This is a genomic window from Nocardia sp. NPDC058058 (genome assembly GCF_042885355.1).
Taxonomy (GTDB): domain Bacteria; phylum Actinomycetota; class Actinomycetes; order Mycobacteriales; family Mycobacteriaceae; genus Nocardia.
Window position 1 is genome coordinate 2,430,990 of sequence record NZ_JBHVSA010000001.1, and the last position, 11,899, is coordinate 2,442,888.

Below are 11,899 nucleotides of genomic sequence, written 5' to 3' on the forward strand. Positions count from 1 at the left end.
ATCAGGACGCGATCAGGCACCGCATTCGGTGCCGCAGCCGGAGGCGGCGGCCGCGACGACGAGCGGCTTGCCGATGCCGGGCAGGCCCAGGCCGACGCCGATGGGCGCGGTCTTGGGGGTGATGCCACGCTCGTGGGCGTCGCCCGCCGCCGTGCGGCGGTGGGATTGGATCGGGGCGTCGGCGATGAGGTGGTGGGGGGCCGCTTCGGTGATCGCGACGGTGACGATATCGCCGGGGCGGATTTCCGAACCCGCGGGCAGGTCGGCGGTCGGGCGGAAGTGGACCAGGCGGCCGTCCCGGGCGCGACCGCTCATGCGGGCGGTGGCGGCGTTCTTCTTGCCCGCGCCCTCGGCGACCAGCAGTTCGACCGTGGTGCCGATCAATTCGCGATTGGCCTCGAGGGACACCTCCTCCTGTAGGGCGATGAGTCGCATATAGCGCTCCTGCACCACCTCTTTGGGAAGCTGATCGGGCATCTCCGCGGCGGGCGTGCCGGGGCGGATCGAGTACTGGAAGGTGAAGGCGCTGGTGAAACGCGCCTGCCGCACCACATCCAGGGTCGCCTGGAAATCTTCCTCGGTCTCGCCCGGGAAGCCGACGATGATGTCGGTGGTGATCGCCGCGTGCGGCATGGCCGCGCGCACCTTCTCGATGATGCCGAGGAATTTCGCGCTGCGGTATGACCGCTTCATGGCCCTGAGCACGCGATCCGAACCCGACTGCAACGGCATATGCAGCTGCGGGCACACATTCGGGGTCTCGGCCATCGCCTCGATCACGTCATCGGTGAATTCGGCCGGATGCGGGGAGGTGAAGCGCACCCGCTCCAGGCCCTCGATGCTGCCGCAGGCGCGCAGCAGTTTGGCGAACGCGCCGCGATCGCGCTCCTCGGTCGGATCGGCGAAGGAGACGCCGTAGGCGTTCACGTTCTGCCCGAGCAGCGTCACCTCCATGACGCCCTGATCGACCAGCGCCTGCACCTCGGCGAGCACATCGCCGGGGCGGCGGTCGACCTCTTTACCGCGCAGCGCGGGCACGATGCAGAACGTGCAGGTGTTATTGCAGCCCACCGAGATCGACACCCAGCCGGCGTACGCGGATTCGCGCTTGGCGGGCAGCGTGGACGGGAACGCCTCCAGCGATTCGATGATCTCGACCTGGGCCTGCTGATTGTGGCGGGCCCGCTCCAGCAGCACCGGCAGCGAGCCGATGTTGTGAGTGCCGAACACCACGTCCACGTACGGCGCCTTCTTGACCACGGTGTCGCGGTCCTTCTGCGCGAGGCAGCCGCCGACGGCGATCTGCATGCCCGGGCGCTCGGCCTTGATCGGCGCGAGGTGGCTGAGCGTGCCGTACAGCTTGTTATCAGCGTTCTCGCGGACCGCGCAGGTATTGAACACGACCAGGTCGGCGGTATCGCCGGTACTTGCCTTGACGTATCCCGCGTCTTCGAGCAGGCCCGAAAGTCGTTCGGAGTCGTGCACATTCATCTGGCAGCCGTAGGTGCGCACCTCGTAGGTGCGCGCATCCTGCTCGGCAACCGCGTCATGTGCTGAAACCTGCGCCAACGAATTCACCCAATCAGGGTAATGGCTGGGCTCTCGGGGCCATAAACCCCGTCCGATGCTGGTGACCTGCGTCTCCGCGATCACCGGGGTATCAAACCCGGGTTACGGGAGGGTGTCGAGTCAAGGCACAGTACCGGTGTTCCCACCGAAGACGAGCATTTCGGGCACAGTGCCTCTAAGGTCACAGGTCATGACCGACGCGCCTGTTTCCATCAGCAAGTCCGCGCCGATGATCTCGATGCGGAGTGTGGACAAGCACTTCGGCTCGCTGCACGTGCTGCGTGACATCAATCTCGAGGTGCCCACCGGGCAGGTCGTGATCGTGGTGGGACCTTCGGGTTCCGGCAAGTCGACCCTGTGCCGCACCATCAACCGACTCGAGACCATCGACTCCGGTGAAATCGCCGTCGACGGGGTGAAACTGCCCGAGGAGGGTAAGGCGCTGGCCAAACTCCGCGCCGACGTCGGCATGGTGTTCCAGTCCTTCAATCTGTTCGCGCACAAGACGATTCTGGAGAACGTCATGCTCGCGCCCGTGAAGGTGCGCGGCACCGACAAGGCGCAGGCCCGCACGCACGCCATGGAATTGCTGGAACGGGTCGGGATCGCCAATCAGGCGGACAAGTATCCGGCGCAGCTGTCCGGCGGACAGCAGCAGCGCGTGGCGATCGCGCGTGCGCTCGCCATGAATCCCAAGGTCATGCTGTTCGACGAGCCCACCTCCGCGCTGGACCCGGAAATGGTGTCCGAGGTGCTCGAGGTGATGGTGCAGCTGGCCAAGGACGGTATGACCATGGTCGTGGTCACGCACGAGATGGGATTCGCGCGCCGCGCGGGCAATCGCGTGCTGTTCATGGCCGACGGGCAGATCGTCGAGGACACCGATCCGGACTCGTTCTTCACCGCACCCAAATCCGATCGCGCCAAGGACTTCCTCGGCAAGATCCTGAGCCACTGACGTTTCCCTACAGACGTTTCCCTACAGAGAAGGACTCTCGATGAGGTTCAACCAGGTACTCAAGGTCGCGGTCGGCGCGCTGGCGCTAACGGTCGTCGCCGCCGGTTGTGGTGGCGGCAGTGATAAATCGGCGCAGCAGAACGCGGCGAGCGGCAAGCTGACCGTGGGCATCAAGTACGACCAGCCGGGTCTGGGCCTGCACAACAAGGACGGCTCGTTCAGCGGTTTCGATGTGGATGTGGCCAAGTACGTGGCCGATAAGCTGGGCGTGAAGCCGGAGAACATCACCTTCAAGGAAGCGCCGTCGGCGCAGCGCGAAACGCTGATCCAGAACGGTCAGGTCGATTTCATCGCCGCGACCTACTCGATCACCGATAAGCGCAAGGAGAAGGTCGATTTCGCGGGGCCGTACTACCTGACCGGGCAGTCGCTGCTGGTGCGCTCGGACAACACCGATATCACCGGCGCGGATTCGCTCAACGGCAATAAGAAGCTGTGCTCGGTGAAGGGTTCCACCCCGGCACAGAACGTGAAGGACAAGTACGCCAAGGACGTTCAGCTGCAGGAGTACGACACGTACTCGCTGTGCGTCGAGGCGCTCAAGTCCGGGTCGGTCGACGCGGTCACCACCGATGACATCATTCTGCGCGGTTACGCGGCGCAGTCGCCGGGTGCGCTGAAGGTGGTCGGCGCGCCGTTCACCACCGAGAAGTACGGCATCGGCGTCAAGAAGGGCGATGCCGAATTCCGCGGCAAGGTCAATGACGCCATCGAGGCCATGATCACCAGCGGCGCCTGGAAGGCGGCACTGGAGAAGAACTTCGCCGGAACCGGTTTCGAGATCCCGGCGCCGCCGCAGGTCGACCGGTACTGAGTTGAGCAGGCGTGCCGGGCGGTGAATTCGCCCGGCACGCTTTCTATTTCGAACGGAGGGGCTCGGGCGCCGTGTTCAACTTGATCTCGGACTACCACACCCAGCTGCTGGACGCGTTCTGGGTGACCATCAAACTGACGCTGTATTCGGCTGTGCTGGCACTGGTTCTGGGCACGATCGTGGCCGGAATGCGGGTGGCGCCGGTGCCGATCGCGCGGTTACTCGGCACGGCCTACGTCAATGTCTTTCGTAATACGCCACTTACGCTGATCGTCATTTTCTGCTCGATCGGGTTGTATTCGACGCTCGGTGTCAAACTCGCCGCGGCGGGGCCGAATGACCTGGCGGAGAACAATTTCCGCTTCGCGGTGCTCGGATTGGGTGTGTACACGGCGGCTTTCGTGTGCGAATCGCTGCGGGCGGGCATCAATACGGTGCCGCTGGGGCAGTCCGAGGCGGGTCGCTCGCTGGGGCTGACCTTCCTGCAGAATCTGCGACTCGTGGTGCTGCCGCAGGCATTTCGCGCCATTATCGGCCCGCTCGGGAGTGTGTTCATCGCACTGACCAAGAATTCCACCGTCGCCTCGGTGATCGGCGTCGGCGAGGCCGCGCTGCTGATGGACACCATGAACGAGAACGAGGCCGCACCACTGGCCATCGGCGCGATCTTCGCGCTCGGCTTCGTGGTGCTGACCCTGCCGGCCGGTCTGCTGTTCGGCTGGCTGGCCAAACGATATGAGGTGGCGCGATGAGCTCGGCATCGGTTCTCTACGACGCGCCGGGCCCCCGCGCGCGGCTGCGCTACCGGATCTACGGTGGCGTGGTCGTGGTGATCGCGGCGGCGGTGCTGTGGTTCGTCTACGACGCGTTCGACAGCAAGGGGCAGTTCGAGGCGGCCAAGTGGAAGCCCTTCCTGGAAGGGGACATCTGGTCCACGTATCTGCTGCCGGGTCTGCGCGGAACCATCGAGGCGGCCGGGCTCTCGATCGTGTTCGCGCTGGTGATCGGCATGGTGTTCGGCATCCTGCGGCTATCCGATCATCGCAGCGTGCGGATCTTCGCGGGAACGGTCGTGGAGGTGGCGCGGGCCATCCCGGTGCTGATCCTGATGATCTTCCTGTTCGCGATCTTCTCGCAGAACAATGTGTTCCCGTCGGATCAATTGGCGCTGGCCGCCGTGGTGACCGCGCTGACCGTCTACAACGGATCGGTGATCGCGGAAATCGTGCGCTCGGGTATCCGGTCCCTGCCGCGCGGCCAATCCGAGGCCGCCGTGGCCCTGGGCCTGCGTAAGAACCAGGTCATGCGCCTGGTGCTGCTCCCCCAGGCGATCACCGCCATGCTGCCCGCCCTGGTCTCGCAAATGGTGGTGGCGCTGAAGGATTCGGCCCTGGGCTACCAGATCACCTATGTCGAAGTCGTCCGCGCCGGTAAGCAACTCGGTGCGGCCGAACAGAACACCATCCCCGCCCTGCTGGTGATCGCGGTGATCATGATCGCCCTCAACTACACCCTCAGCGTGATCGCCACCCGCCTGGAACGCTGGCTCCGCACCCGCAAGCGCGGCAGCCGAACGGCCCTGCCCGCCAACACCACCACCGCGGCCCCCGGTATGAGCCTCACCTGACGCCCGCGGCTGACCCCGGGGCGGATAAACCTGACCCGGGGTCAGATCCCGACTTCGGGCCAATGTGCCCGAGCCTCGGACAACAACCGCCCCCACCTCGCATACTGCTGATATGAGCGAAGCCGACAGCGCCCGAAGACAATTCCGTCTCGGCCTGCTCCTGCTCGCCCTCGCCACCCCGATTGCCGCCGTCTGCACCGCCCTGGCCGCAGCCCTGGGCGCCCTCCTGCTCGCAGACGCCCGCAAACGCCTCAACCCCCCAACCCCCCTCCCCACCCCGAGAACCAACCCCCGCTCGGCAAGCCCCCGCCCAACCCCCCGAGCCGACTCCCGCCGCCCCCGCCGCGGCCCCCGCCAACACGGCCGAGTCCTCAACTGACCAGCATCGCGGCCAGATCGTAGGCTCGCGCGAACTCCCCGGCCCATTCGGCGGCATGGTCTCTTTCGAAAGCCCGAAACAGCCTGTCCCGCACCTCCTCCCGCCGCAGCCACGCAGTCACACGGTCCATCCGATCGGGTCGATACATCACATCCCGCACGATTTCCGCGAGATGCCGATCAGCGGCAATTCCCGAGGTCGATTCCCAGGCCACCAGATATGGCGCAGGGTCGAACCCAATCACTCCGATGCCGCGCAGGAACTCGGCCGCGCTCGTGAATGCCCCCACCCCGGCGGGAAATTCAGCCAGCACCGCAGCCCACACGCTTTCCAGAAACTCCTCGATCGCGGACTGCTCGGCACGCGGCCAACTACGCCAGTGCTCCTGTGTCAGCTTCCCCAGCACGATCTCCGGATCGAGCTCATCAGAGGTGACCAGTCGCGCCAGCAAGAGCGGCACAAGGGATTTCACGTCAGCACGGTCACCGACGGTATTGCCGAGTTTGATTGCGAGCCAGTACAGATCCGCGTCCTCGACTCGAACCGGTGGACCGCAGTGCGGGCAGCGGTCGAGGACCGCTCTGCGCGGATACGCCGCGAACGCCTGAGCTACAGCCGCCAGGGCAATCTCAACCGAATCCGCCACCTACCGATCCTCGCATCAGGTGCAGCTCAAAGACCAAGACATAAAAGGCAAAAGCGCCTGGACAAGAGGTGCCCAAGGTTGTGTGTCGCGAGGGGTAACCATCACCTGCCAGCCAGGCCGGTAGCGGGAATTGCGTTGCCAACCGGTGGCTCGAGCCGGGTACGGCGGACGAGCCGAAAATTCTTGGCCATCTGCCGAACCCCGTTGGAAGGAAGATTCGCGGGTAGTCCGCTACGGAGGCCCCGGGACCAGAGGGTCAGCGGCGGTCGGGGTCGGCGGCGGCCAGTTCGGCTTTGACGATGGTGTAGGCGGTGGATTGGTTGTAGCCGCGGCGGGCGAGCATGCCTACGAGGCGGGTTATTGCCTTTTGGCGGTCCAGGTTCGGGGGGAAGGTGCGGAGTTTGCGGCGGACCAGGTCGACGGCCGGGTCGGAGTCCGTCTCTTCCGATGCGGAATCCTCCGGGTCGTCGGCGATGATGGCTTTGCCGAATTTGTAGGTCGGGCGATTGTGGGCCGGTGTGGATTTGGCGAGTTTGGGTGCCTTCGACAGGCGGGGTGAGGCCGAGTCGTCCGGGCTGAGATCCGCGTCTTCGGCGGCGGCCCCGCGGGTTCCGATGCGTGATCGGGTGAGGCCGCCGGGTGATTCTGTCGACGCCTCATCCGACTGATCGGGAGGGGTGCGGCGGGAAGGCTGGGGTGGGGGTTTGCGGGTGTCGGTGAGACCGGCGGCCGCTACCTCGGGGGCCACCACCGCGAAGGCGGTGCCGGGGTTGTAGCCGCGGCGGGCGAGCATTCCGACCAGGCGGGTGATCGCCTTTTGGCGCTCCATGTCCTCCGGGAAGGTGCGGAGTTTGCGACGCACCAGGTCGGCGGCGCGGGCGAGTTCGTCATCGGAGGTGATGGTGGAGAGTGCCTCGTCGGCGACTTCCTGCGCTATGCCCTTGCGGCGGAGTTCCTCCGCGAGCGCCTTCTTGCCCTTGCCGGAGTAGGTGTGGCGCGAGTAGACCCACTGCTGGGCAAAGGCCGCGTCATCGACGAGGCCGACTTCGGTGAGGCGATCCAGCACCTGATCGGACACCGCGGTCGAGAAGCCGCGGGCGGCAAGCTTATCCGCCAATTCGAATCGACTGCGCGCACGATCGGTGAGCAGCCGCAGGCAAATCTCCTTGGCCTGCGCCGGTTTACCACCGTCGGGCAGCGGCTCCACCGGCTGCCCCGGACGACGCCCCCGCTGAGAACGCCGCCCCCGACCGGATCCCCCGTCCGAGCCTGAGTCTGTCCCGGACCGCCTCGAATCCGACTCGCCCCCAAAGGATTCCCCATCACCCCGGCGTCGGCGACGCCGACCGTTGAACTCGCCGTCGGCGGAGTCGGCATCACGCGAACGCCGACCATCCGACTCACCATCGGCAAAGTCGGCACCACGCGAACGACCATGGCGGCCATCCGACTCACCATCGGCGGAGTCGGCATCGCGCGAACGAGCACGGCGGCCATCCGACTCGCCATCGGCGGAGTCAGGGTCGGCATTGTCACGCCGGGCACGGCGGCTATTCGGCTCGTCGCCAGAGGGTTCCGTGTCATCACGGCGGGCGCGCGTGGAAGCGGTGCGGCGGGTGGAGGATTGGGTCCAGCCGCCGGTGCCGGAATCGGATTCGGACCAGAGTTGCGAAGTATCGGCCGCACCGGACCACGGGTCACTCGAGGCGGATTCCTCCCAGCGGGAGGGGGCGGCGGAGGCACCGCTGTCATCCCACTTGCTGGGGGCATCCCAAGCGCCACGACCGGAGGAACCGCCTGCGCCGGAGCCGTTTCGAGTCCTGGCACTTCCCGAACCGGAGCCGCCGGAGCCGGACGCGCCGCCCGCCCGCGCCGCGCGCTTGGCGCTGCGGGATTCGAGGGCGTCGAGTTGGCGGCGGAGGCGTTCTACGGCGTCGAGGCGGGAGTCCTCGGGCCCCGGCCGGGTGGGCCGGGGCTCGGGGGTGGTCCGGTCTGTCATGGGAGGTTAGAAGTCGGCGGGAGCCTCTTCGGCGGTGACGTCCGCGCCGATGCCGAGCTTCTCCTTGATCTTCTTCTCGATCTCGTCGCGGACATCGGTGTTCTCCAGCAGGAACTTGCGGGCGTTCTCCTTGCCCTGGCCGAGCTGGTCGCCCTCGTAGGTGTACCAGGAGCCGGACTTGCGGATGAAGCCGTGCTCGACACCCATATCGATGATCGAGCCTTCCTTGGAGATGCCGACGCCGTAGAGGATGTCGAACTCGGCCTGCTTGAACGGCGGCGAGACCTTGTTCTTGACGACCTTGACGCGGGTGCGGTTACCGACCGCGTCGGAACCGTCCTTGAGGGTTTCGATGCGGCGCACATCCAGGCGCACCGAGGCGTAGAACTTGAGCGCCTTACCACCGGTGGTGGTCTCGGGCGAGCCGAACATGACGCCGATCTTCTCGCGCAGCTGGTTGATGAAGATCGCGGTGGTGCCCGAATTGTTCAGGGCGCCCGTCATCTTGCGCAGCGCCTGGCTCATCAGGCGGGCCTGCAGACCGACGTGGCTGTCACCCATTTCGCCTTCGATTTCCGCGCGCGGCACCAGGGCGGCGACGGAGTCGATGACGATGATGTCGATGGCGCCGGAGCGCACCAGCATGTCGGCGATTTCCAGGGCCTGCTCACCGGTGTCGGGCTGCGAGACCAGCAGCGCGTCGGTGTCGACGCCGAGCTTGCGGGCGTAATCGGGATCGAGCGCGTGCTCCGCGTCGATGAACGCGGCCACGCCGCCCAGGGCCTGCGCATTGGCGACCGCGTGCAGGGCGACGGTGGTCTTACCGGAGGATTCCGGACCGTAGATCTCGACGACGCGACCACGCGGCAGACCGCCGATACCGAGCGCGACATCCAGCGAGATGGAACCGGTCGGAATCACCGAAATGGGCTGACGCACCTCTTCGCCGAGGCGCATGACCGCGCCCTTGCCGAAGCCCTTCTCGATCTGGGCGAGCGCGAGTTCCAGCGCCTTATCGCGGTCAAAAGCCTGTGGTGCCATCGTCTGGTTCCCCTTTTCGGCGGGTTGTCTTCGTGCTGTGGTTGGCGCTCACGTTAGAGGGCGGCACCGACAAGTTCCGACGACGAGCTTAAACGAACACCTGTTCGAGGCAAACACCACGCCCGCCGACACGCGGGACGGATATTTTCCGATCCCGGAATCAGCGGATCAGCGAGATCCGGTCGGTATCCATGAGCGCCTGCGCCTGCTTGAAGGTCCGCAGCGACGGTGTCACCTCCACATCCACGATCCCGTCGAGCGCGCCCAGCCGCTCGGTGACGAACCGGTACAGATGCGCGATATCGCGGCACACCACCGCCGCGGTCAGCGTGGTCGGCCCGGTGGTCGCCGCGACGTAGGTGACCTCCGCGTAGGTGGCCAGCGCGGACCCGACCGCGGTGAGATCGGCGGGCCGCACCCGCATCCAGATCGCCGCGCGCACCGCGTAACCCATGCGTTCGAGCGCGAAGTCGAGATCGAAATACAGCACACCGGATTCGACGAGCTCACTCATGCGCCGCGCGACCCGGGGCGCGCTCCAGCCGGTGGCCGTCGCCAGTTGTGCGTAGGGCGCGCGCCCGTCGCGGGCCAGAATCGCCAGCATCGCCTCGTCCTCGCGGGTCAGCGCGACCGGTTCGTCGAGTACCGCCGCGTCCCGTACCGGTTTGGCCGGACCCAGCGCCCGCAGTTGCTCGGCGGTGAACAACCGGCTGAAGCGCGGCCAGTCCTCATCCTGTTCGAAGCCGTGCATGACCTCGTACGCGATCAATCCAGTGACCTGCGGCGCGTTCGGAATTATCTTCAGTAGCAAGGCATCTCGCCGCTCGGCGGTGCGCGCCCGGCTGACGCACATCACCTCCGAACCGGTGGAGAGCAGCGAGACCCAGCTCAGTTCGGGCAGTCGCGCCAGCGCCTCGCCGAGCCGCAGGGCCGCGTTCGGCGTCGATCGGATGCGCAGGATCCAGCGCGCGTAGCCGAGGGGTACGACATTGACCTGCCCGGAGACGTGAATAATGCCGCGCTGCAACAGCGATCGATATCGCCGGGCCACGGTCTGCTCCGAAACATCCAGTACCGCCGCGAGTTTGGCGAAGGGGATGCGGGCGTCCACCACCAGCCCGTGGATGATTCGCCTATCGAGGTCATCGAGAATGGCAGATTCCTGAGTGGATTCGTCAGCCATAGGAAGAATCTAACGGAAATGCCGCTGTGAGTGTGCGAAATCCGGGCCACAGGCGACTCTGAACGCATAAATCGTTCGTTCTTTCCGTGGAGGCTCCCTCATGCGAAAATGGCTCCCCCTTTTCGCCGCGTGCCTGGGCACGCTCATGCTGCTCATCGACGTCACCATCGTGAACGTCGCCCTGCCCGATATGGCTGCCGACCTCGACACCGGACTGTCCGGCCTGCAATGGATCGTGGACGGCTACGCGCTCGCCCTGGCCGCGCTACTGCTGGTACTCGGCTCGCTCGCCGACCGGCTGGGCGCGAAACCCGTCTACCTGGCGGGGCTCGCCCTCTTCGCGGTGTCGTCCCTGGCGTGCGGAATGGCCGGGGACACTTCGATTCTCGTGCTCGCCCGGGTATTCCAGGGCATCGGCGGCGCGGCCATGTTCGCGACCACGCTCTCGCTGCTGCACGCCACCTATACCGGCCGCGATCGCGGTATCGCCTTCGGCGCGTGGGGCGCGGTGAGCGGTGCGGCGGCCGCGCTCGGCGTGGTGCTGGGCGGTGTGCTCACCGATCTGCTGTCCTGGCGCTGGATCTTCTTCGTCAATCTGCCGATCGCCGCGGTCACCATCGCGATGTCGATCGTCGTTTTCCCTGCCTCACAACGCAATTCGGGTCATCGCGTGGATCTGCCCGGCATGCTGGCGTTCACGGTGGCCGCGACCGGGATCACCTTCGGCATCATTCGCGGCGGCGAGCACGGCTGGGATGACGGCGGCGCGCTGACCACCCTGCTATTGGGCATTGCCGCCGCCGCGCTCTTCGTGCTCGTCGAATCCCGCAGTGCGGCACCGATGTTGCCGCTGCGCCTGCTCGGCAACCGCACCTTCGCCGGAACCCTGCTCGGCGCGTCCGGGCAGACCTTCGCGGCCTTCGCCGCCTCGCCGCTCATCTCGCTGTGGTTGCAGCAGCAGCTGCATATGAGCCCGCTGCGCACCGGCCTGGCATTGCTTCCCATGGCCGTAACGGCTTTCGTGGTGGCCGGTGCGACCGGGCGCTTCCTGCACGACGCCGCCGCGCAGTGGACCATCGGCGCGGGCCTGATCGTGATCGGTATCGGCGCGGGATTGCTCACCCTGGTCGACAGCGGATCCTCCTGGACCGCTTTGATTCCCGGCCTGGTGGTGATCGGCGCGGGAGCGGGTATCAACGCGCCGGCACTGGTGTCGACCGGCATGGCGGCGGTGCCGCCGCGGCAGAGCGGCACCGCCGCGGGTGCGGTGAACACCGCCCGCCAGCTCGGGCTGGCATTGGGAGTCGCGGTGCTGGGCACCGTATTCCGCAGTGGCGCGGGGGATGCTCGGCCGACTCCACCCGGACGATTCGTGGACGGACTGGACACCGCCTTCACCGTGGCGGGCGTGGTCGGCCTGGTATTCGGTGCGGTGGCGTTCGCACTGCTGCGCAGGACACAGGTGCAGTCACCGCCGGTGACTCCCGTGGCCGTGGCGGGGGGGGGGTTCGCCGAGCCGCCCACCCCCCCCCCCCCCCACAAAAAGGGTTCGCCCCAACGCTTCCCAAAAAACCACCGCCAAAAACTCCTAAAAACTGAGCACGGCCACGCACACCCCAACGC

The 11,899-nt window shown here is 66.4% G+C and carries 9 protein-coding genes and 1 pseudogene; 5 read left to right on the forward strand and 5 right to left on the reverse strand.

Going from position 1 to position 11,899, the window contains the following annotated elements; translation table 11 throughout:
• Positions 1-12: 12 nt before the first annotated feature.
• Complete coding sequence (miaB, locus tag ACFVUS_RS11170; RefSeq protein ID WP_387765499.1) at positions 13-1,569, reverse strand: tRNA (N6-isopentenyl adenosine(37)-C2)-methylthiotransferase MiaB; 1,557 nt, start codon at positions 1,567-1,569, stop codon at positions 13-15.
• A 229-nt stretch (positions 1,570-1,798) separates the two neighbouring features.
• Between miaB and ACFVUS_RS11175 the strand changes: the two genes are divergently transcribed.
• The 4 genes from ACFVUS_RS11175 to ACFVUS_RS11190 all read left to right on the forward strand — a co-directional run bounded on the left by ACFVUS_RS11175 (position 1,799) and on the right by ACFVUS_RS11190 (position 5,028).
• Positions 1,799-2,527, forward strand: coding sequence for an amino acid ABC transporter ATP-binding protein (locus ACFVUS_RS11175; RefSeq protein WP_387765501.1), 729 nt, complete (start codon positions 1,799-1,801; stop codon positions 2,525-2,527).
• A gap of 40 nt (positions 2,528-2,567) precedes the next feature.
• Positions 2,568-3,401: a glutamate ABC transporter substrate-binding protein gene (locus ACFVUS_RS11180; RefSeq protein WP_387763920.1), complete on the forward strand. Its 834-nt coding sequence runs from the start codon at positions 2,568-2,570 to the stop codon at positions 3,399-3,401.
• 71 nt (positions 3,402-3,472) lie between these two features.
• Positions 3,473-4,153, forward strand: coding sequence for an amino acid ABC transporter permease (locus tag ACFVUS_RS11185; RefSeq protein ID WP_387763922.1), 681 nt, complete (start codon positions 3,473-3,475; stop codon positions 4,151-4,153).
• The gene (locus ACFVUS_RS11190; RefSeq protein ID WP_387763924.1) at positions 4,150-5,028 is read left to right on the forward strand and encodes an amino acid ABC transporter permease; all 879 of its coding nucleotides are present in this window, start codon (positions 4,150-4,152) and stop codon (positions 5,026-5,028) included. Before ACFVUS_RS11185 ends, ACFVUS_RS11190 begins: the two co-directional genes overlap by 4 nt.
• A gap of 371 nt (positions 5,029-5,399) precedes the next feature.
• Here ACFVUS_RS11190 and ACFVUS_RS11195 read toward each other — a convergent pair whose 3' ends face one another.
• The 4 genes and pseudogenes from ACFVUS_RS11195 to ACFVUS_RS11210 all read right to left on the reverse strand — a co-directional run bounded on the left by ACFVUS_RS11195 (position 5,400) and on the right by ACFVUS_RS11210 (position 10,276).
• Entirely contained in the window at positions 5,400-6,053 is a 654-nt protein-coding gene (locus ACFVUS_RS11195) for a hypothetical protein (protein WP_387763926.1), read from the reverse strand.
• A 721-nt stretch (positions 6,054-6,774) separates the two neighbouring features.
• A pseudogene (recX, locus tag ACFVUS_RS11200) lies at positions 6,775-7,290 on the reverse strand (recombination regulator RecX); the annotation flags it as partial.
• Positions 7,291-8,058: 768 nt separating this feature from the next.
• Positions 8,059-9,093: a recombinase RecA gene (recA, locus tag ACFVUS_RS11205; protein WP_387763928.1), complete on the reverse strand. Its 1,035-nt coding sequence runs from the start codon at positions 9,091-9,093 to the stop codon at positions 8,059-8,061.
• A 160-nt stretch (positions 9,094-9,253) separates the two neighbouring features.
• Positions 9,254-10,276, reverse strand: a complete 1,023-nt coding sequence (locus ACFVUS_RS11210; protein ID WP_387763930.1) for an Lrp/AsnC family transcriptional regulator — start codon at positions 10,274-10,276, stop codon at positions 9,254-9,256.
• 100 nt (positions 10,277-10,376) lie between these two features.
• On the opposite strand from ACFVUS_RS11210, the gene ACFVUS_RS11215 reads away from it, so the two are divergent.
• Positions 10,377-11,899: MFS transporter (locus ACFVUS_RS11215; protein ID WP_387763932.1), on the forward strand; the 1,523-nt coding region annotated here is incomplete at its 3' end.

Excerpts from the sequence above, each read along its gene's own strand:
- ACFVUS_RS11175 (WP_387765501.1), top strand. The coding sequence starts at position 1,799 with ATGATCTCGATGCGGAGTGTGGACAAGCACTTCGGCTCGCTGCACGTG.
- ACFVUS_RS11180 (WP_387763920.1), top strand. The coding sequence starts at position 2,568 with ATGAGGTTCAACCAGGTACTCAAGGTCGCGGTCGGCGCGCTGGCGCTA.
- ACFVUS_RS11190 (WP_387763924.1), top strand. The coding sequence starts at position 4,150 with ATGAGCTCGGCATCGGTTCTCTACGACGCGCCGGGCCCCCGCGCGCGG.
- recA (WP_387763928.1), bottom strand. The coding sequence starts at position 9,093 with ATGGCACCACAGGCTTTTGACCGCGATAAGGCGCTGGAACTCGCGCTC.
- ACFVUS_RS11210 (WP_387763930.1), bottom strand. The coding sequence starts at position 10,276 with ATGGCTGACGAATCCACTCAGGAATCTGCCATTCTCGATGACCTCGAT.